This is a genomic window from Nostoc sp. (assembly GCF_036917775.1).
Classification (GTDB): Bacteria; Cyanobacteriota; Cyanobacteriia; order Cyanobacteriales; family Nostocaceae; genus Nostoc.
Genome location: NZ_JBALEQ010000017.1, coordinates 18,393 through 39,768, shown reverse-complemented (window position 1 = coordinate 39,768; position 21,376 = coordinate 18,393). Strand labels below are relative to the sequence as shown.

The 21,376-nt window shown below is 41.5% G+C and carries 19 protein-coding genes; 10 read left to right on the top strand and 9 right to left on the bottom strand.

All coding sequences use genetic code 11. The features are described from left to right. The first annotated feature begins 222 nt into the window (after positions 1-222). Both V7K69_RS02525 and V7K69_RS02520 read left to right on the top strand, forming a co-directional pair. Positions 223-489 carry a Precorrin-3B methylase gene (locus V7K69_RS02525; protein ID WP_335031125.1) on the top strand — a complete coding sequence of 89 codons (267 nt, stop codon included), beginning with the start codon at positions 223-225 and terminating at the stop codon, positions 487-489. A 143-nt stretch (positions 490-632) separates the two neighbouring features. Further along, complete coding sequence (locus V7K69_RS02520) at positions 633-1,457, top strand: alpha/beta hydrolase (protein WP_335031123.1); 825 nt, start codon at positions 633-635, stop codon at positions 1,455-1,457. A 188-nt stretch (positions 1,458-1,645) separates the two neighbouring features. Here V7K69_RS02520 and V7K69_RS02515 read toward each other — a convergent pair whose 3' ends face one another. The 3 genes from V7K69_RS02515 to V7K69_RS02505 all read right to left on the bottom strand — a co-directional run bounded on the left by V7K69_RS02515 (position 1,646) and on the right by V7K69_RS02505 (position 3,803). Then, on the bottom strand, positions 1,646-2,644 hold the full coding sequence (locus V7K69_RS02515; protein ID WP_335031121.1) for an aldo/keto reductase: 999 nt from the start codon (positions 2,642-2,644) through the stop codon (positions 1,646-1,648). 222 nt (positions 2,645-2,866) lie between these two features. Beyond that, the gene (locus V7K69_RS02510) at positions 2,867-3,295 is read right to left on the bottom strand and encodes a hypothetical protein (RefSeq protein WP_335031119.1); all 429 of its coding nucleotides are present in this window, start codon (positions 3,293-3,295) and stop codon (positions 2,867-2,869) included. Positions 3,296-3,500: 205 nt separating this feature from the next. Then, a complete protein-coding gene (locus tag V7K69_RS02505; RefSeq protein ID WP_190934409.1) occupies positions 3,501-3,803 on the bottom strand; it encodes an RNA recognition motif domain-containing protein in 303 nt (100 codons plus the stop codon). 398 nt (positions 3,804-4,201) lie between these two features. Here V7K69_RS02505 and ilvA point away from each other — a divergent pair, with 398 nt between their 5' ends. Continuing rightward, positions 4,202-5,713: a threonine ammonia-lyase, biosynthetic gene (ilvA, locus tag V7K69_RS02500; RefSeq protein ID WP_335031117.1), complete on the top strand. Its 1,512-nt coding sequence runs from the start codon at positions 4,202-4,204 to the stop codon at positions 5,711-5,713. Between the two features lie 161 nt (positions 5,714-5,874). On the opposite strand, the gene V7K69_RS02495 is transcribed toward ilvA, so the two are convergent. From V7K69_RS02495 to V7K69_RS02485, 3 genes are all read right to left on the bottom strand, one after another. After that, positions 5,875-6,900 (bottom strand): hypothetical protein, encoded by a 1,026-nt coding sequence (locus tag V7K69_RS02495; RefSeq protein ID WP_335031115.1) that lies wholly within the window; start codon positions 6,898-6,900, stop codon positions 5,875-5,877. 10 nt (positions 6,901-6,910) lie between these two features. Further along, positions 6,911-7,156 (bottom strand): hypothetical protein, encoded by a 246-nt coding sequence (locus V7K69_RS02490; RefSeq protein WP_114083336.1) that lies wholly within the window; start codon positions 7,154-7,156, stop codon positions 6,911-6,913. Between the two features lie 1,108 nt (positions 7,157-8,264). Continuing rightward, positions 8,265-9,728, bottom strand: coding sequence for a TonB family protein (locus V7K69_RS02485; RefSeq protein ID WP_335031113.1), 1,464 nt, complete (start codon positions 9,726-9,728; stop codon positions 8,265-8,267). A gap of 329 nt (positions 9,729-10,057) precedes the next feature. On the opposite strand from V7K69_RS02485, the gene V7K69_RS02480 reads away from it, so the two are divergent. Together V7K69_RS02480 and V7K69_RS02475 are read left to right on the top strand one after the other, a co-directional pair. Further along, positions 10,058-10,711 (top strand): MotA/TolQ/ExbB proton channel family protein, encoded by a 654-nt coding sequence (locus V7K69_RS02480; RefSeq protein ID WP_335031110.1) that lies wholly within the window; start codon positions 10,058-10,060, stop codon positions 10,709-10,711. Continuing rightward, positions 10,695-11,096 carry an ExbD/TolR family protein gene (locus V7K69_RS02475; protein ID WP_335031108.1) on the top strand — a complete coding sequence of 134 codons (402 nt, stop codon included), beginning with the start codon at positions 10,695-10,697 and terminating at the stop codon, positions 11,094-11,096. Before V7K69_RS02480 ends, V7K69_RS02475 begins: the two co-directional genes overlap by 17 nt. Positions 11,097-11,184: 88 nt before the next feature. On the opposite strand, the gene V7K69_RS02470 is transcribed toward V7K69_RS02475, so the two are convergent. Further along, complete coding sequence (locus V7K69_RS02470) at positions 11,185-11,949, bottom strand: thioesterase II family protein (RefSeq protein ID WP_335031106.1); 765 nt, start codon at positions 11,947-11,949, stop codon at positions 11,185-11,187. A gap of 65 nt (positions 11,950-12,014) precedes the next feature. On the opposite strand from V7K69_RS02470, the gene V7K69_RS02465 reads away from it, so the two are divergent. Further along, positions 12,015-14,105: an NACHT domain-containing protein gene (locus V7K69_RS02465; RefSeq protein ID WP_335031104.1), complete on the top strand. Its 2,091-nt coding sequence runs from the start codon at positions 12,015-12,017 to the stop codon at positions 14,103-14,105. A gap of 41 nt (positions 14,106-14,146) precedes the next feature. After that, positions 14,147-14,317, top strand: coding sequence for a type II toxin-antitoxin system HicB family antitoxin (locus V7K69_RS02460; RefSeq protein ID WP_335031102.1), 171 nt, complete (start codon positions 14,147-14,149; stop codon positions 14,315-14,317). 254 nt (positions 14,318-14,571) lie between these two features. Here the strand turns inward: V7K69_RS02460 and V7K69_RS02455 are convergent, their stop codons facing one another. Beyond that, entirely contained in the window at positions 14,572-15,027 is a 456-nt protein-coding gene (locus tag V7K69_RS02455; RefSeq protein ID WP_335031100.1) for a globin domain-containing protein, read from the bottom strand. Positions 15,028-15,201: 174 nt separating this feature from the next. Between V7K69_RS02455 and V7K69_RS02450 the strand changes: the two genes are divergently transcribed. The 3 genes from V7K69_RS02450 (at position 15,202) to miaB (ending at position 18,729) form a co-directional block, all read left to right on the top strand. Further along, entirely contained in the window at positions 15,202-16,635 is a 1,434-nt protein-coding gene (locus V7K69_RS02450; protein WP_335031098.1) for a carotenoid oxygenase family protein, read from the top strand. Between the two features lie 119 nt (positions 16,636-16,754). After that, complete coding sequence (locus V7K69_RS02445; protein WP_335031096.1) at positions 16,755-17,336, top strand: Uma2 family endonuclease; 582 nt, start codon at positions 16,755-16,757, stop codon at positions 17,334-17,336. Between the two features lie 28 nt (positions 17,337-17,364). Continuing rightward, complete coding sequence (gene miaB / locus V7K69_RS02440; RefSeq protein WP_335031094.1) at positions 17,365-18,729, top strand: tRNA (N6-isopentenyl adenosine(37)-C2)-methylthiotransferase MiaB; 1,365 nt, start codon at positions 17,365-17,367, stop codon at positions 18,727-18,729. A 66-nt stretch (positions 18,730-18,795) separates the two neighbouring features. Here miaB and V7K69_RS02435 read toward each other — a convergent pair whose 3' ends face one another. Then, positions 18,796-21,225 carry a hypothetical protein gene (locus tag V7K69_RS02435; RefSeq protein WP_335031092.1) on the bottom strand — a complete coding sequence of 810 codons (2,430 nt, stop codon included), beginning with the start codon at positions 21,223-21,225 and terminating at the stop codon, positions 18,796-18,798. Positions 21,226-21,376 lie beyond the last annotated feature (151 nt).

The window sequence follows — 21,376 nt, the reverse complement described above, 5'->3', positions numbered from 1 at the left end:
TTTTTGTCTTAAATATTATAGGTTAGCCGATATCTTTAGTGAATCCCATCTTAGTTAGTCCTGGTAGATTAGTGAGTATTGATACGTCTTTTTTGTAAGACAGGAGTGGTTATAAGGTGATATAGTACATTTGAATTAAAAGTGTTAGCGCGATCGCCTTCCTTATCACTCCTAATTCAGAGTATTCCCAAATACAGCATTAGAAATTTATCGCATCTGAGTATGGCAAAGCAGGACGTTCCACTCACAGGAGAAGAACTGATTAAAGAAGTCTGTCGGCGGATTCGGGTAGCCCGCAGCTATTGGGATGCTCATAATAACGCTGCTTGTCGGGGTGAACGCGATCGCGCATTAGCTCTTTACAATACACTGAGTAAAGAACAAAAAGAGCAGATTCCGCAAGTGTTGCGGGTGTGGTTGCGCTATCGCAGTGAGAAGTACTTTGGCGCACACCGAACACCGCCCAAATCGGCACGAAAATCAAAATAGTCTTCACTAGGTTTTTAAATAGGGGCAATACTTTGCGGGTACTCTGTTGGAAAAATCGTAGAGTATTGCTCCTACAGCGTGTAGTTTTGCGTAAGTTCTATAAATAAATCATTGATGGTTGGACTGAATAAAAATAAAAACTAATGGAAAAACAGCAAATTATAAAATTGCTCATTAGTGATTTTACTTGGCAAAGACTGCTTAAATCTTTCATATTTATTTATATATTTTTTGCTGTATATGTATATTTTCGGGCAGATAGTATGATTTTTCTGTCTCGTCCTTCTAGTTATCAGGATAATCCAGAAATTATTAAGTTAAAAAGTGGAGAAAATACAAATATCTCAGCTAGATACTTATTAAACAATCAAGCTAATTACACTATTCTTTATGCTCATGGGAATTCTGAAGATTTAGGAGATATTAAACAGATCCTAGAAAAATTACACGCATGGGGTTTTAGTGTCTTTGCTTATGATTATCGTGGTTACGGTACGAGTCAAGGAAAGGCAACAGAAAGCCACGCATACGAAGATATTAATAGCGCTTACAATTATTTGACCGAAAATTTAAAAATACCACCTGAAAAAATTATAGTTTTGGGGCGTTCGGTTGGCGGCGGTTCTGCGGTAAATTTAGCAACGCGAAAACCGATAGCTGGTTTAATTCTTGAAAGTTCGTTTATTTCTGCTTTTCAAGTAATAGTACCTTTTAGGATTTTACCTTTTGATAAATTTCCCAATATGGACAATATCAAACAAGTAAAATGTCCGATACTAGTAATTCATGGCGAAGCAGATGATATAATTCCTTTTGCTCATGGAGAAAAATTGTTTAATGCTGCAATATCGCCAAAGCTTTATTTGTGGATTAAAGAAGCAAATCATAATGATTTATTCTGGGTAGCTGAAAAAAAGTATCAGAAAGCTTTGCAACAATTTACTAATCTTGTAAAGGAAAATCAGTAATTATCCCCTCATTTTATTCTCCTTTAACCCTCTTTAATCACTCTCGTCATCATAAAATTTAAACCCCTTAGTAATCATTGTTTATTTACTTAAAAATATTTATGTCTGGATTTATATAAAACTCAAGTATTTTTATTTTCAGACTTAAACCAGGTTTTTGCAAAATTAAATCAATTAACGTTGAAATTTCACTTAGTTTGAAAGATATTTTGTACCATTTTCTTGCCTACATTCGCCGCTGCCTTATCTAACTCTGCAATCTCGCTGACGTTTAATTGCCAACCTAACGCACCAATATTCTCTCTTGCCTGTTCTAAGCTTTTTGCTCCAGGGATGGGAATGGTTTCTTTACAGATGCACCAATTAATTGCTACCTGTGACATGGTTTTGTTTCTGGATTGTGCCACTTCTTGCAAACATCCCAGAAGCGATGCCTGCGCCTGGCTACGCCTACGCATTCCTGGTAATATCTGCCTAAACAGTAGACCTCGAATACCTTTAGGTAAAGGGCCTTGCTCTGAGTATTTTCCTGTCAGTAGTCCCAAACCTAGAGGGCTGTAAGCAATCAATTTAATTCCCAACTCATCACAAAGGTCTTTAAGCCCTAATTGAGTGACAGGATATGTAGACAACAAAGAGTATTGAACTTGCAGAGTAGTAATAGGAATGCCTCGTTCTGCAAACTTTTTCTGCACTTGCTTAAGCCGTTTTGGCCCATAATTGGACAGTCCCACTCCCTTGACCAGTCCTTGCTCATATAAATCGGCAAGACCATCTAACAGCCCTACCTCTTGCCAAGGGGCGTAATTTGCTGTTGACCAGTGCATTTGTACCAAATCTACGTTTTTTCCTAGGCGTTGGGCAGATGACTTGCAAGCCTTTACCATTGATTGCCGTGTCCATCTCCACGGGTAAGCAGCCAGCTTAGTCGCAATATAAATATTTTCTTTGTTTGAACCTATATATTCTCGGTTGAATCGTCCCAGAAGTAACTCACTTCGACCATTCAATCTCCCAGTTCCGTAAGAATCACCTGTATCAAATAAAGTCACACCTTTGTTTACGCAAAGGTTAAACACCGCTTGCAACTGGTCATCCATACTTTCGTCATATCCCCAAAGCAGTTGGTTGCCCCAGGCCCAAGTCCCGCAGCCCATGCTTGGGAGGGATTTTTGGAGAGTCTGCATATTTGCTCTCTGTAGATTGCCTTATTAATTATCAGGCATTAACGCACGAGTAGCATGATTAGCTGGTAAATGAGGAGAATCTTCTAGCACTCGTGCAACCTTGTCTATTTTGTTTTAAAAGTTGACAAATATTTTGGACATTCACCAAAGTAGATTCGCTACTTTTGTATTAGATAATATATAGTTTTAGTTGCTTTTAACTAGCAACTTAATCACTAAGTATTAAGATATTGTCGAATTTGCAAGAAGCCTAGCTTTTTGAGTCCAAGCGTTATTAAAAAACCCAACCTCTGGCACTTCTAATTCAAATGAATGAGGTGGTGATTGTAGCAATAAGGATGAACCTTTGTCATGAGCCTCCACTAAATTAACTATCCAGGGAAGAAAGTCTAAGATTTCTTTTGGTAGCACAGTTAATTCAAAATCCCACATCAAATTAAGACCTCGGCAGACTTGTCCTTTTCTGAACGTCGCCACTCTTCCAGCACTCTTGTTTATAGCCAGTCGAAGAATGAACGGACGGAATGGGACAAATTCATCAGGTGCGGTATAAGCATATACATTTACATAGTTCAGTCTTTCCCTACGATCCATCCAAGATGCGATCGGGGAATTACTACTATAAGATGTACCAGTTACGATTACCGGCATATTCATAGAAGCAGCGAAGTTAGAGTAGAACTTATGCCTTAGTTCGCTAACAATATGTTTAGCTTCTGGGTTCATGGCTGCTACACCTATTACAAAAACGATACCTACGGAAAGCTAGGCTAACAAAAATCAACAGAAGCACAAAAAAAGGCAGACGGCCTTGTCTGCCCTCAAGACTTTAGAGCTAAATTCTTAGGTTTAGACCTTAATAACGGCGAGAGGAACCACCATCACCACCCCTTCTACCACCAGAGGAACCTCCATCAGTCTTGGGTTTAGCTTTATTCACTTTTAAGCTTCTACCCATCCAATCAGCATTATCAAGGGCTTCAATTGCTGCTGTTTCTTGTGCGTCTGATTCCATTTCTACAAAGCCGAAACCTCTCATGCGACCTGTTTCTCGGTCGATAGGTAATTGAACATTTTTTACCGTTCCGTATTCTGCAAAAACGTGGCGGAGGTCATCTTCTTTAACCTCATAAGATAGATTACCAACGTAAATTGACATACAATATCTCCAGAATCAGAGGGTGCAGAGATTTAGATGCGGAGAGGTCTGTAATACAAGTATCTATAAAAACAAACTACACAGCCGAATTTAATCTTCTATCGATACTTTATCATAAATTGAAAACTTATGTTCATAAGCAACATTATACTTATTTGTTAAGCTAAATATCTGGACGGTTGGCGAAACTCTTTTAAAATGAACCTACCAGCGATCGCACTAAATTGTAAGCCACTAAAAAAGCTCAATTATTGATACTTATTTCTATTCCCAAAGGATTAGTTATATTGAAATTTTATCCACTCAAAATTACAAAAGATGGAATTAAATAAAACCAGTGCGATCGCTTGTAACGTAAAATTAGTTTTCATCCGGCATTTGCTAACACCTTGACACCCATGTATTGCGACTACCTCATCCAAATCCTGACTGCCCGTGTATATGATGTTGCCCAAGAAACACCACTGGAGTATGCACCAAATTTGTCTGCGCGGTTGAATAATCAACTCCTGTTGAAACGTGAGGATATGCAGTCAGTATTTTCCTTTAAACTGCGGGGTGCTTATAACAAAATGGTGCAACTGGCACCAGATATATTGGCAAAGGGTGTAATTGCAGCGTCTGCGGGGAACCATGCTCAGGGAGTCGCCCTTGCAGCCAATCGCTTGGGAACCAAAGCAATTATCGTTATGCCAGTAACCACACCTCAAGTCAAGGTGGACGCGGTGAGAATGAGGGGCGGAGCAGTCGTGTTACATGGAAACACTTATGATGATGCTTATAGCTATGCCCGTGAATTAGAAGTGGAAAAAGGTTTGACGTTTATTCATCCCTTTGATGACCCTCATGTAATTGCTGGACAGGGAACCATCGGGATGGAAATTTTACGACAATATCAGCAACCCATCCATGCAATTTTTGTCGCAATTGGAGGTGGCGGATTGATTTCTGGAATTGGGGCTTATGTGAAACGATTGCGTCCCGAAATCAAGATTATTGGTGTTGAACCAGTAGATGCTGATGCGATGTCTCAATCGCTCAAAGCCGGGCATCGGGTGCGTTTGTCTCAAGTGGGTTTATTTGCTGATGGTGTGGCGGTGCGAGAAGTAGGTGAAGAAACCTTCCGTTTATGTCAGCAGTATGTCGATGAAATCATTTTAGTGGATACTGATGATACTTGTGCTGCGATTAAAGACGTGTTTGAGGATACGCGATCAATTTTAGAGCCAGCCGGTGCATTAGCGATCGCAGCTGCCAAAGCCTACGCCGAACGAGAACAAATTGAGGGACAAACCTTAATTGCCGTAGCCTGTGGTGCAAACATGAATTTTGATCGTCTCCGCTTTGTAGCAGAACGGGCCGAGTTGGGCGAACGTCGGGAAGCAATCTTTGCAGTCACAATTCCTGAAGAACGGGGAAGTATTCGCCAGTTTTGTGAATGTATTGGCAACCGTAATCTGACCGAGTTTAATTATCGCATTGCTGATGAAAAAACAGCCCATATTTTTGTAGGTGTGCAAATTCAAAACCGTGCTGATGCTGCAAAGATTGTAGAAACCTTTGAAGTTCAAGGATTTGAAACTCTTGATTTAACAGACGATGAACTAACTAAATTACATCTACGGCACATGGTGGGTGGGCACTCTCCCCTAGCTCATAATGAATTACTCTACCGTTTTGAGTTTCCCGAACGTCCCGGCGCATTGATGAAGTTTGTGACTTCCATGAATCCAGCCTGGAATATTAGTCTTTTTCACTACCGTAACAACGGTGCAGACTACGGACGAATCGTTGTTGGTATCCAGGTTCCTCCCCACGAGATGGAAGAGTGGCAAGCTTTTCTCGATAACCTGGGTTATCGCTATTGGGATGAAAACAAGAATCCCGCATACAAGCTGTTTTTGGGATAAGCGAGGGGAGAAGAGGCAGAGGGGTAGGGAGAACGGAGCAGAGGGGAAAGAAAAGAGGCAGAGGGGCAGGGACGGAGCAGAGGGGAAAGAGGTAATTTTGTATCTCTCCTCTGCCCTCTGCCCCCTGCTCCCTGCTCCCATACCCAACGCCCCATGCCAATTTAACGAGCCTTCGATATCAGATTGGAGTCCCAAGTATAGAAGCCGATTTCGTTAGGAACCCTAGAGAATCTGCCTGTCCGATAGCCTCTAGATAATTCATTCAACACCTTATTTTTAATCTCTCTAATTTGCTGAGAATTTAGTTCTCCATAAATTCCGGCGATGACTTCAGCAACGCTGAAAACTTTACCTGGATTTTCTTCAAACAGAGAGGTGAGAGCATCAATTAAGAATTGACCCTCAAAGGCTTTGAGCATCGGTACTGCTTTTGGCGGGGGTACAAAAGGCTTCTTATTTTTGTTTCTAGAAGCACCATTGCGTTTACTTGGGGCTACCAAATTTAAATCCAGAGTATAACAACCTGGCTCATCGGGAATAGTTACCCAGTAATTTCTTTCTCTACCTTGGGTGAGGGAAGATTGAACCCTACCTTTAACTACTTTGAATAAATTGGAATCTAACTCTCCATAAAGCGATCGCACGATAAAATCAATATGACATACAGTGCCTATCTGCTCTTGCAATAGCTGTTTGATGGCTTCCATTCGGGAGATAGCGTGATTGTACTGGGGTAGCATGGGGATTTCTGCCACCCTCGTTGAACTATCGTTGTTCTCTGAGGCTATCTTTAAATCTGGCGATGTAGTTAGAGGTTTTCGCTCTTTTGTATCAACAGCAGCAGAAAAGGAATTATTGATCTCAACCTTATCCGAGTCTGTGGGTTCTGACTGTAGAGACTCCACCAAGTTGATTTCGTCCATGTCATCAAGAGGTGATAAAAACCGCAGAGAGCCTTCTGGGGAAACATTTGAGGTTTCATCAGCCGCAGTTAGTCTTGATATCTGCTTGTTGGGATCAGAAAAAGACCAGTTAGACAACAACGCTTCTACATGATCGAGTTGCGATCGCGCCTGCACAAAAAGGCGTTCATACTCTTCCGTGAGGCGAGCATAATAGTCTCGTAATTCCAACAATGGAGAGAGAAAAGTGCCCGGAGGTGGTTCTAATTGTCCATTTTGAGTCATAAGGCTTCAATCAATTTAAATCGATGTCACTTTTGTAAGACATTGGTCTGGGTTTTGCTTTCTGAGATGTTGGCTGAGATTTCTTAGGTGCTTGGGGAGGGCGACATCTCTCACAATATAAAGGTCGAGGCCCGAACGTCTCGCGTTTTGTCAGATCGTTACACTCTTTACAGACAAACTGGAAAACACGAGTATGAATCTGTCTTTTGTGCGCCCTGACAGTGTATTCTCTAACATCAATGAATTTACTTGCCATAATCAGGATTGTGAATTTCCTTCGGATCAACGTCCTATCAATATAGCTATTCAAGCAAATCAAACTGCATCAGTGTGTGTTTATGTAGAAGTTTTATTCAAATCAGTGAATTTGACATTGAACATAAAGTACAGATGAGCAACTTGAGAGTTAGCCATTGACTATCATCTCAGCATATAGTTGATAGATGAGCAAAAACTACCACCATTTCTATGATGCTTGATTGTGAATACAATTCCCACTGACTATAACTAGCTGCTGTTGCCTAACGTGATGCACTTTCGATACAAATGGGTAGTCTTCAACTAAAGCACAATCTCTCTCAATCATGCCAGTTTTGTAAATTGAAAAGCACATATCGGAATAATCTTGCCAAGAAAAGGCAAGCATAAACTAGTTTGGCTGGATAAGATTACACTTCGACAATAGTTTCTTAAAGACCTTTTGGAGGTGCTTGAATAGACTGTGAATTAAATCTTACCAGAGTATCCTTCTGTCCCTGATTCATCTGGATGTAGAAACGATTTTCATCAACTTCATCACGGAAATTGAGCATAGGGAAGTGCAAGATTATTCATTTCTACTTTTTTTATTGATGGAAAAATCAAGTTATTGCCAGTGTGTATAATTGCCAATTATATAAAGTAGATAACTTTTAAGCCCTCTTCCTCATAGTAGATGGATGAGGAGTAGCAAAGCAATTTATGTATAAATAAGAACTACCTCCCGTTTTTAAGAAGGCGGTTCTCATAGCTAATCAAAATATAAGAGAAAGTCCAAGACTCCCGAATGTTGAATTGAATTAACCAAGATTGACTTTGACGGCTTTGTGTTTTTCTGATTCCGCTTTCGGCAAAGTTCGGTTTTATAATAATGTGCGATGTCTACGACGGGCTACGCCTACGCAATAACCGTACCTGCTGAATGCTCACAAAAAATCAGGAATTTCTACATCCTTTTAGAGACGTAACACTTCCAATACTTTTCGGTTAAGGGGGAAAGGGGAAAGGGAAAGGGTTTGAATTTCCCTTTCCCCTTTAACCTTTCCCCAGACCAAAAGAGAGATTATTAAGTTTATCCGAAAAGTATTGGTAACACTTCTACATCTCTACTGCTGACTTGTAGCAGGCGGTGCAGCAGGTTGCGATTGGGGTTGTTGGCGTAAACGGCGCAATGAGTCCCGCAACTTGTTCTGGTTAGAGTTATCTCTTCGCCGCCGCCTATTTGCGGTTGGTTGTGGCTTTTGTGATGAATCGTTAGCCGTTTGCTCACGCCGGATACGGCGTAAAGACTCTCTAGCATTTCCTTGAGTGCGAGTTGTGCTAGCAGTACTTTCCCCTGTTTGAGGTTCCAATCGTCTACTAAATCCAGATATTGCTGGTCTTGTGGCTCTGACTTCATTAGATGAAGGTGGTGTCAACTCTCTGCGCCTACGTTTTGGAGTTTCTGCCGTGGAATTAGCAGCCGTTGTCTGTTGGGTTCTTTCTTCTGCTTCTCTTTGTCTTTTCCGTTCTTGAACTTGGCGCGATCGCCGTGAACCTTGTATGGCAAATTCAGTGGCTATTGATACCCCTTGTCTACCACCTTCTGTGGGTTTTAATTTCCAGTCACGCGCCTGCCTTACAGTTTCTTCGTCCAAATCGCGGTTTCCACTGGAGCGAGCAACCCGAACATTGGTAACATTGCCTTGTGCATCAGTATCAACAGCTACTTCTACTCTACCTTCAACTCCTCGCCGCCTTGCTGCTTCTGGATATTTGGCATTACATTCGCGGCAGGCTGCACGACCATTACCATTACCTGAACTGTTAATTTTTGGAGATGTTGGTGCTGTTGGCGCTGTTGCTACTGGCGGACGATTTTCTGTTTGATTACCAGTACCTGAGCCAATACCACTACCAGTACCAGTGCCAACACCACTACCAGTGCCAGTGCCAATTCCTGAGCCAACACCAGTGCCAGTACCACTGCCAATGCCACCACCAGAGCCAGTGCCAGTTCCTCCACCAGCGCCACTACCACTGCTTGTACCTACAGCAATACCACTGCCTGAGCCTAAACCAATACCCGAACCGCCACCGCCACCACCGCCACCAGTCTGAGGAGCAACAGTTGTCACAGGGACAAATGGCTTCGGAGCAATTTCCCTATTTACTGGCTGTGGGTTTTGAGTTGTTTGTTGTGGTTGTTGTTGAACTGGCTGTGGGTTTTGAATAGTTTGTTGCGGTTGTTGTTGAACTGGCTGAATTGTCGATCTTTCAATCAATTCTTGTACTGGTTTTTGTATTTGTGGAGTTTCTATAGATTGTTTTTGAACAACTTCAGGTTCTTTTTTGGGTTCTTCTGGAATTTTTTCAAGCGGTTTTTCTGCTTCCACAGCCGGAGAATCCACGATCGCCACCTCTATCGCTTCATCTTCTCCTGTAGGCACTCTCGTCAAATAATTACTTATGCCTGATGACAGTACGCCGATATGCAGCGCCAGTGAACCTATCAGACTGTAAGTCAGAAAAGACTTGAGAGCCTCAACTTCTTTGGAACGTTGCTCGACAGTAATGCCAGAAAAACTCATAGCTATTGCTACCTATTCTCACTAATTTAGCCATCTTAGAATGCAAGGTTACAAATATCAAGTCAAAAATTAAAATTAGTTGGAATATCGTTAAAGAAGCCTACACTAGCAAGAATATCTTTCTCTATCATGGTTTTTGGACAAAATTAATTTTTATTTCAATTAAATTAATTTATATAAAATGAACAAATAATTAAATAAAAATCATGATATATACATTTGAAAAAATTATCATTATATTTTTATATTTTATTGAGAAAAAGTTTCAGCTTTGAACTAGATTCTGGTAGTCTGATTTTGTATTGTGGATGACGCGATAGAGGCACTACATGGGAATTCAGAATTTGTTTGCAGCAGGTGGTATCGTCATGTGGCCCCTGCTAGCGTTTTCGGTCTTGGGTGTGGCACTGATCATCGAGAGGATCAGATTTTGGGTAAGAATTAATCAGCGTCAAAACCGCGTGGTGCGAGATGTTTTGAATCTCTACCGTCTTGAGAATGTTGTTGGTGCAATGGATAAACTTCAGAAAAACGCAGATTTACCACTGGCACGGATTTTTCTAGCGGCTTTAGAATTAGAGGAGCCAAATCCAGAGGAATTTCGTTTGGCGTTAGAAAGTGAAGCTCAGGCTGAGATACCTGTGTTAAAACGTTTTCAAAACATTTTCGAGACAATCATTAGTCTGGCACCACTATTAGGTCTTCTCGGCACTGTGTTAGGATTGATAGCCTCCTTTGCTTCCCTAAATCTTGGTGACGTGGGAGGTAGCAAAACAGCAAGTGTTACGGCTGGGATTAGTGAAGCCCTAGTATCAACCGCATCAGGATTGATCGTTGCTATATTTATACTCATGTTTGCCAATACCTTCCGGGGACTGTATCAACGGCAAATTGCACTAATTCAAGAGTACGGGGGACAGTTAGAATTACTTTACCGCCGCCGCTATGAACGAGGAGAAAAAACGTATGCGTCTACCAGATGAGCCAGAACTTCCATTACAGATCAACATCGTGCCGATGATTGACGTGATTTTTGCAATTTTGACATTTTTTATCATGTCAACTCTGTTTTTAACCCGTTCAGAAGGGCTGCCAGTAAATTTACCGAAGGCTAGCACAGCGAAACAACAGCAAGTTCCCACTAGAATTACTATTACGGTGGATGACAAAGAACAGGTGAGTCTGAACCGTAAACCAATTGCAGTTGATAATGTTACAGAGCAAGTACGTGCTTTAGTTGGTTCTAACCCAGACGTGTTGGTGATTATTAATGCTGATGAGAAAGTTGATTATGGTCGAGTAGTAGCGGTGATGGATCGGGTTCGTAAAGTTGAAGGGGCAAAGTTAGCGATCGCTACCCAAAAGTAAAAAGTAGAAATATTGTACATCACAAGTTCAGAGAGTCAGGAAAATTCGATATTCTGACTCCTAACTCCTTTTTCTCTAATAACTAATATCAGCTACCGTTACGCATCTGCAATTCTTGATATATAAGTTTAAGTAATAATTCTTGGTGGGAATGGATGAAAAAGTGGTCGCCGTTGAACTCATGTAATGAGAAAGCAGCGATTGTCTGTTCTCGCCATGCTTGTAAAGCTTCATGACTAATGTCTTGGTCTTGCAAACCACCAAAAATAGTAATAGGACACTCCAGTGGTTGTTTTTGAGTGTAAATATAAGTTTCTAGAACTGCAAAATCTGCCCGCAAAATCGAGAGAAATATCTGCATTAGTTCCTCGCTTTCTAACACTGCTTTGGGTGTACCGTTAAGGCTGCGTAGCTCGTTTTGCAAATCATGGTCTGATAGGATGTGGAGGGGTGGTTTTATAGGTGGCAATTGCGGAGCGCGACGAGCAGAGATGAAGAGGTGAAAGGGAGTAAGATTATACTGAGAGCGAAGTAGACGGGTCAACTCAAAGCTAACTAACCCGCCCATACTATGACCGAAGAAAGCGAATGGTTTGTCTAAGTATGGTAACAGAACTGGAGCGATCGCTTGCACAAGAGGTTCTAATCGCGTCAAGGGTGCAGACCTAATTTGTCTTCCCCGTCCCGGATATTCTACAGCACAGACTTCGACATTACTCGGTAGATTATTAGGCCATGTGCGAAAAATTGCGGCGCTACCACCAGCGTAGGGGAAACAGAATAAACGCAAGTTTGCTTGCGGATTTATTTGGGGACAGATAACCCAGGAATTGAAGCTTGGTGTAGTTGTCATAATAGAGCTTAGAGTTGGATCGCACAACTCTGCTTTAATTTTTAGATATATTCACTGATAATCTTATGACAGGAATGGAACCTTGGGCTATATCAGCCGTTAGCGGTGTCGCCGCTATGGTTTTCCAAAGTGGTGGTCAGGCTTTAGGAGTATTAGGCAAAACTCTAGATGAAAAAACGAAGAAGTTAATTTTTACTGCATCCAATCAATATGAAAAGAACTACGAAGAACGGCATGGGATTCTTAAAGTATTAGGAATGCGTGAACCTGTCAAGCTGGAATCGCTCTATACAGCAGTGCAATTTTTAGATGATGATACAATTCAAAGTTTTGAATCTATTGAGAATTTAGAAAATTTCTATCGCCAAGCTAAAGTCAGAAGGTTTCAATCTCAAGATGATGGCAAACAAGAAGGAATAAAAGTTGCTAACGATAAGCAATATCTGATGGTACTTGGTGCGCCTGGTGCAGGAAAGTCTACATTTGTGCGAAAGATGGGACTAGAAGCGCTTAAAGGTAAAAAAGGAGATTTTAAGCACGCTTGCATTCCAGTTTTTATCGAATTGAAAAGGTTTGCATCTAGCGATATCAATATTGAAACATTTATTGCTGAGGAGTTTGGTATTTGCGGCTTTCCTTCACCAGATAAATTTACAGCCAAAGCTTTAGAAGAAGGTAAGTTACTAATTGTGCTGGATGGTTTAGATGAAGTACCAACAAAAAACTTAACTGAGGCAATTAGTCAAATTCAGAACTTTGTTGATAAATACGATAAAAATCGTTTCATTGCCTCCTGTCGCACGGCGGCTTATCGCAGCGCTTTTCGCCGCTTTAGTGATGTGGCAATAGCAGATTTTGACGATGCTCAAATTCAGCAATTTATTTATAACTGGTTTCATTATGAAGTAGACAAGCAGGCGAAGACAGGCGAGAAATGCTGGGAGTTACTGCAAAAGCCAGAACATGAAGCTGCAAAAGAGTTGGCGCACACACCTTTATTGCTGACATTTCTGTGTTTAGTTTATGACCGTTCCCAAAGTTTTCCAGATAATCGCAGTGTTCTTTACCGAAAGGCACTGCGGATATTGTTAGAAGAGTGGGCATCAGAAAAACGAATTCTCAGAGATGAGATTTATCAAGGACTGCATACAGAATTAGAAGAGATATTACTATCAGAGATTGCTCATACAGGTTTTGAGTCTGACAGGCTATTCTTTTCACAGCGCGATATTGTTCAGCAAATTAAAACATTTTTAGCAAGTAATCTGAATGCACCTCAACATTTAGATGGGGAATCAGTGCTGAATGCGATCGCTGTTCAACAAGGAATTTTGGTAGAACGAGCCGAGGATGTCTTCTCCTTCTCTCATCTAACGCTACAGGAATATTTAACAGCACAATATATTGATGACCATCGCCAAGTTGAGAAATTAGTTACTGAACATCTAATAGATAAACGCTGGAAAGAGGTGTTTTTGTTAGTAGCTGGGTTAATGCGCGGTGGTGCAGATGATTTGCTGCTGCTGATGGAAAAGGAAGCGCAAAAGTATATTAACACACCTAAGTTACAAGCTTTATTAAACTGGGCAGAACTGATAACAGCTGGATCGGCAGGGGATTTTAAACCTGTGGCTAAACGTGCAGTTGCGATGGCGATCACCAATGCCAACGCCAATGCCTACGCCAAGGCCAACCCCAACGCCTACGCCAATGCCTATGCCTATGCCACCGCCATTGCCTACACCTACGCCTACTCCAACGCCTACGCCTACGCCATCAGCTTCGCCAAGGCCAACGCTAAAGCCAACGCCATCGCCATCGGCTACACTCGTGAACTTGAAAAATTTAAAATCTTCAATAACATCAACTTTACTGTGCTGATTGCTCAACTAGAAGCACTCAGAGCTAAGGTTCCCGATCATCAACAGCCACTAGAAGCGCGTCAGGTATTTGCTGAACGTCTCCAAGGAACCTTACTGAATGCTTTCAATCTCAATCAAGAAATGGTCAACTTATCTCAAGAAGAAATGAAAGCATTCGGCGATTATCTCTACGCCAATTACCTCATCATCAAGTGCAAACAAGCAGCAGTGCGGGTGTCACCCCAAACCTGGGAAGCAATTGAGGCACGGATGTTATTAGTTCCAGGTGGTTAAGCAACAATAGGAAAATGAAAAGATAGCCAGATAAACACTCCATGAGTTCATTGCAACAGGCTAAAAATACAAAAACTCGAACTTTTACAGCAATCTTGCACTGGGAAGAGGATGTTTATGTAGCTGAATGTCCAGAGGTGGGAACCGCCAGCCAAGGAGAGACGATAGAAAAAGCGATCAAAACTATATTTAAAAGAGTTCTCACTTACTGAAGTCGCTACGCTAAAAACTTTCATTAGCAGAATTTAAGTTGTTGTAACAAACGCTCAAGCTGTAGTTACTACAACTCCAGTTGTTATAAGTAAAATTGAAGCCGTTGTTAATACAACTTAAGCTGCTGTTATGAATGCTTAAACTGTAGTTATAAACCTTGAAGTTGTTGTAACAAACCCTCAAGCTGTAGTTATCAACGTTGAAGTTGTTGTAACAAACCCTCAAGCTGTAGTTATGACGCTAAGTTCTGTCGTTAAGAATGCACAAGTTGTTTTCTCTCTTCATCATATATATCATGTTCTCTGTGAATGAACACTTCAGATAATGCCTGATAAGCTTCAGTCCAAGCCGCCATCACTTCGTCTGTAGCAGCTTCTCCCAAAACATCTTTCATGGCTTGCAGTAAACTTTCTCCGACAATAGGATATTGCTCTGGTGTAACATGAGTCTGCACATGACGATGGGCAATTTTTTCCACCATCGACTTTAAAGCAGGTAAATTATCAATTTGATTAGCATAGCTATAAACTGCTGTTGCTAATCTCGCAGGTTGAGAACCATCTGCTTGAGCCGCCATACTAAATTGTTCTTTGATTTCTGGATGGTTTTGAAACATAATTTCATACATCCGAGTTGTGATTTGCTGACCGTTCTTTTTCAAAACAGGTGCTGTAGATTTGACGATATCTATTGTTTGTTGGCTAACCATAGTTTTTGGAACCACTTAGAATCTTGATTGACTTCACTTTAGTGATTATTCCTATTGGTTACTATGAGCTAGCTCAGTTAACGAGTAATATCATTTCAAAAACTGCAACAAAGATGAAAATGTAAGAATGCAGGTATGTACATCGATAATTTATCAACCAAAATTTGATTTGATATGTATACCATTGAGAAAAAGTCAACTAAAAAAGCCTGGGCAGGTGCGATCGCAGAACCAGCAAAAGAATTCCCCTCTACCCAACTGCCAATTATCTCTGGCAAAATCCCAGATGGTTTGCGTGGCACACTTTACCGCAATGGCCCCGCACGGCTAGAACGCGGTGGCCTTCGCGTGGGACACTGGTTTGATGGAGATGGAGCAATTCTGGCTGTAAATTTTACTGATGCAGTTGCAACCGGGGTTTATCGCTACGTGCAAACCTCTGGCTATCAAGAAGAAGCCGCAACAGGTAAACTACTCTACGGCAATTATGGCATGACTGCACCAGGGCCAATTTGGAATCAATGGCAAAAGCCCCTCAAAAATGCTGCCAACACTTCGGTGTTAGCACTTCCAGATAAACTTTTGGCACTGTGGGAAGGTGGTAAACCCCACGCCCTCGATTTACAAACTTTAGAAACTTGGGGCGAAGATGATTTAGGGGGATTAACTAAAGGATTAAACTATTCCGCACATTATAAGCGTGACAAGCAAACAGGGGAGATTTTTAACTTTGGCATCAGCCCTGGACAAAAGGCGACGCTGAATATTTACAAAAGCGATTCGACTGGCCAGATTATCCAACAAGCCGCATACCCGCTAGATGGTGTACCATTGGTGCATGATTTTGTTTTAGCAGGACAGTATCTTGTATTTTTCATTCCGCCGGTGCGGTTGAGTATCTTAGCTCTGCTAATAGGGATAAACAACTATAGTGATTCGCTAGAGTGGCAACCTAAATTAGGAACTCAAGTTTTAGTTTTTGACAGAGAAACCCTATCTGTGGTGAGTCGTGGAGAAACCGAACCTTGGTTTCAATGGCATTTTGCTAATGGTTATGTAGATGCTAGCGGTTCAGTGATTGTAGATATTGCCCGTTATGAAGATTTTCAAACTAACCAATATCTCAAGGAAGTAGCTACAGGTGAAACTCACACCCCAGCTAAAACTACACTAACGCGAGTTCATTTGCATCCTCAAACTGGCAAAGTTACGTCAATTCAGCAACTATTAAATAGATATTGTGAGTTTCCCAATGTACCACAGAAAAACGTGGGGCTAGCTTCTCGGTACACATATATGTCAACATTCCGTTCAGAAACAGATATTAGCCAAGAAGTAGTAAATGCGATCGCCTGCTTCGACAACAAAACCGAAACCTTCACCGAAGCAGACTTTGGAGAAAACCGTTATCCTTCAGAACCCATCCACGCCCAAAATACCCAAAACCCTGCACAAAGTTGGGTACTAACCGTTGTCTACGATGGTAATTCTCATAGTAGCGAAGTTTGGATACTTGATAGCGATCGCCTGGATGCCGAACCTGTTTGCAAACTGAAATTACCCAGCGTCATCCCCCACAGCTTCCACGGCACTTGGAACCCAGCCTAACAAACCCTCTGCGTTACCTCTGCGTTAAAAAACAACGTTACAGTAAAAACGAATAGCATTGATCGGACTTAATCGCATCTGGTCAATGCAAAATCAAAAATACCAAAAAATATTGCCCTATGCAATTACAAGAAAAACGCCATTATTCTCACACAGAATATCTAGAACTAGAAGTCATTTCCGAGTATCGTCATGAATATATAGATGGTCAAATTAGACATATCACAGGTGGAACACCAAATCACAATCAAATAGCTGGTAATGTTAGTGCAACCCTGAATTTTGCTTTGAAGCGACAACCTTATCGAGTATTCATCGCCGATCAACGTCTATGGATTCCCAAAAAGCGAATTCATACATATCCTGATGTAATGGTTGTTGCAGGCTCATTAGAGTTTTCTGAGGGACGTAAAGATACAATTACTAATCCCTTAGTGATTTGTGAAGTGTTATCTAAATCTACCAGAAGCTATGACCTAGATGAAAAATTTGCGGCTTATCGTACCATTCCCAGTTTTCAGGAATATGTTCTGATCGATCAATACAAAAATCATGTAGAACAGTATTCTAAAACTGACGAAAATAAATGGATTTTCTCGGAGCATGAAGAAGAGAGTACTATTTTAACACTATCCTCTATTCAATTTCAAATCCCTCTATCAGATATTTATGATAAAGTTGACTTTGAGGCTAAAGAATAACCTCATTCTAACTGGTTAACTAAGCAACATGACCACTTCTAAACGCCACTACCACATCACTACCTTCGGTTGTCAGATGAATAAAGCTGACTCAGAACGCATGGCTGGCGTTTTGGAAGACATGGGCTTTGAGTGGTCAGAAGATCCGAATAATGCAGATGTGATTCTCTACAATACCTGCACAATTCGGGATAATGCCGAGCAAAAAGTATATTCTTACCTTGGCAGACAGGCGAAGCGTAAACATGAGCAGCCAGATTTAACCCTCATCGTTGCAGGTTGTGTTGCCCAGCAAGAAGGTGAAGCGCTATTGCGGCGAGTCCCAGAATTAGACTTGGTAATGGGGCCACAACACGCCAACCGCCTCAAAGATTTGTTGGAGTCAGTCTTTGAGGGCAACCAAGTTGTCGCCACCGAGTCTGTTCATATTATTGAAGATATCACCCAACCGCGACGGGATAGTAAAGTCACCGCTTGGGTAAATGTAATTTATGGTTGTAACGAACGCTGCACCTATTGCGTAGTTCCCAATGTGCGCGGTATCGAACAATCGCGCACGCCGTCAGCTATCCGGGCTGAAATGGAAGAATTAGGACGGCAAGGTTACAAGGAAATTACTTTACTTGGTCAAAATATTGACGCTTACGGTAGAGATTTACCAGGAACAACACCAGAAGGTCGGCATCTGCACAACTTCACAGATTTACTTTATTACGTTCATGATGTGCCGGGAATTGAAAGATTAAGATTTGCTACTAGCCATCCCCGTTATTTTACAGAGAGATTAATTAAAGCTTGCGCTGAGTTACCCAAAGTCTGCAAACACTTCCACATTCCCTTTCAATCTGGGGATAATGAACTTTTGAAGGCGATGGCGCGGGGTTATACTCATGAAAAATATCGCCGGATTATCGATACCATTCGGCGGTATATGCCAGATGCTTCCATTAGTGCTGATGCGATTGTTGGTTTTCCTGGGGAGACAGAAGCACAGTTTGAAAATACCCTGAAACTGGTGGAAGATATTGGCTTTGATATGTTGAATACAGCAGCATATTCACCGCGTCCAGGGACACCAGCCGCTTTGTGGGACAATCAACTAAGTGAAGAAGTTAAAAGTGATCGCCTCCAAAGGCTCAATCATCTAGGAAACTTGAAAGTAGCAGAGCGATCGCAACGTTACTTTGGACGTATCGAAGAAGTTTTAGTAGAAGACCAAAATCCTAAAGATCAAACTCAGGTAATGGGACGCACTGATGGTAATCGTCTGACATTCTTCAGTGGGGATATCAAAGAATTGAAAGGACAGTTAGTGAAGGTAAAAATTACCGAAGTTCGCCCTTTTAGCCTCACAGGTGAACCAGTTGAAGTGAGACAAGCCATACCAGTGTAGAAAGAGGGGTAAAGGGAAAAGGTTAAGGGGAAAAAGAACCTCACATTTAACCTTTCTTCCTCAAAGCTACTTCACCTTAGCGCGGAAGCGGACAAAACCATAAAAATCTTTGACTAGATTGGGTAAATCTGGACTCCGTGTAATATTTACCACCACCGCCCCATTGATGTTAGCACCGCAGTATGATGGGACTGTCTCGTTAGCAGGATAAAAGCGTCCGCGATCGCCATCTTGGGTATTAGTCAAATAAACCGTAGGAGTGCTAGAACCAAGCGCAAGAGCAATACCTTGAGCTGCTCCTGATAAACCACCATCATTAGGAGTCAGACCATTAAAGGCAGTGGGAATAAAAGTAGTATTGACAGGAACTAAATCACAAATTTGGACACTAGTTGCATTACCTAGACCATTTGAAAGTAAGTAGATAGTGTACTCTAACTCATCCCCTGGTTTGACTATCCCAGCGTTAATCAATCCGCTCAAGTAATTAGTGGGCCATGTGTTAGTGCTATCATCATCAGTGTCACGTGGAGATGCTACGTAGTTGGCAGCATTAGGAGAAACGTCGCTACGACCATCTACAATGCTAGTTAAATTCTGGCTGTTAATCCGGGTGATGCGTTTCACTAAAATTAGCTGAGGTTTGGCAGATGATAACGCAGTTAATGGCATAGTTACGGTAGCAGGTGTGGGATCTTCCTTACCTGCTTTGTCTACTGCGGCTACTGTAAAAGTAATAGTTGTAGCACCATCTATATCTGGATCTACTGTTAGTTTCGTCGAATCATAATTAGTAATCACCTGATTCACTGTCACAGCTACACCGTTGTAGTACAGTGTCCCATTACTTGGGAGACTAACAATCTTGAAACTGTTGCCAGAACCAAGGTTCCCATCTTCCGGGTCAGTGCCAGATAGTGTTGGAACTTGTACAGTATTGGTTCCCCCTGGATTTGTTGTTGTAGATCCATTGACATTATTAGTATCAGGCAACTGCTCAATCCCAAAGTCCTTACTAGAGATGTTTGTAGCAGTATTAAAAGTAGCTGTCGTGAGTGGGCTAGTGTTGACCCAGTTAGATGGCAGGGATGGCGCAGGGGCAGTATTACCTACAGTGCCAGCAGTTGTACTTAAAATAATTTTAACGTTGCTTTGATTGAAGGGAACATCGAGAAAAGTATAAGTACCATCTGCGGCGACAGGTGTTGTTTTTAAGACCTTATTATTAGAATCTACGAGAATAGCATTTAATAATCCACCAGCATGAGTGCCAGTTTCCGAACCAGTATTGATATTAGTAAAAGTATTGTTAGCGCTATTATCGGCATCATTCCAAACCTTGCCGCTAACGAAATCATCATCAAAGATTGTGTAGCTGGAAGCGATCGTTGGGGAACCACCACAAGTCGTTGTTGAACTGGTGAAAAAACTAGTTGAAGGTTGTATGGTAAATACAATTGTCCTCACACCTTGAGGAACATTATTGTTAATAACAGTAAAAGGAATGGTAAAGACACTAGTAGCATCACTGCCGTCGTAGTTGCCCGCAGGAATACTGATATTAAAGGTGGATGCGTTTGATATTGTGTTGTAGTCTGTACCCAAGACGGCTGTACCAGAGACTGAAATTAAAACACTTATCCCCCCACTTGGCACTAAACCAACAATCCTAAGTTTAGGTGGGTTAGTTGTAGGGGTAGTTTCCGATTCTGCTGCACCACCTGAACTCGCCGTGAACTCAAGCACCGGTAAACCGGCAAATTGCACCTCATCAAGGAAGTTACCTACAGTATTGTCTCCGCCTGCTGTGGAAACGGCCGCAAATCCTACAGGTTGATTCCCACTAGCACCAGTGTAAGGCACTGTGCCAGTGTATCTTACCCAGCCATTTCCTGCATTATTGTTACTTACAGTAGGAATAGTTGCACCATTCTGCGCTACTGGTTGTGCTGTAACTGTTCCATTACTAGTTGTTGAGAATGTGCCAAAAATAGTTGATGTTGGATTGGTATTTAGTCCAATTAAAAAATTGGTCACATCAGCCACAGATGAACTTGAGCGCCCGCGATGTAAAAGAGAGAACGTGATCGTTTCATCTTTGATTAGGCATATATTCTGATACAACTGAGAATTTTGCTCTGCATTTAACTCAGCAAATTGATTTCCTGCACTAGTTGGTATCGTTGCTGTGCTAGCGCCATTAAATCCTGAAGTCCAAATCTCAATCAGCGGTACTAACCCTGGAGATGTATAACCAGTACAGTTACCTGTTCCTGCTTTTACTGACCCATGAGTCGTACTCCAACCAGGAATAACGCTTTGATCTACTTGAACGTAACATTGTTGATTTGTAGAACCAAAAGGAGGTGACTCAAAGCTGGGATTTAAGAACGATCGCTGGATATATTGAGCTTGCGCTACTGTAGGTTGAAGTACTAATGTCGCACCGAGAAGTCCCCAGCTAAAAATATTAAGATTTTGCCATAAATTCTTCATTAGTAAATCACCATAAAATAACCTTTAAAAAATACTGATTACTTGAACCATAATCATCAATGAGGGCTGATTCACCTCAAACAAATCTTCAGTCTCTAGCTTTCCCGAAATCGTAGATAATCTACCATTTGTATTCAGACTTATAGTGGCA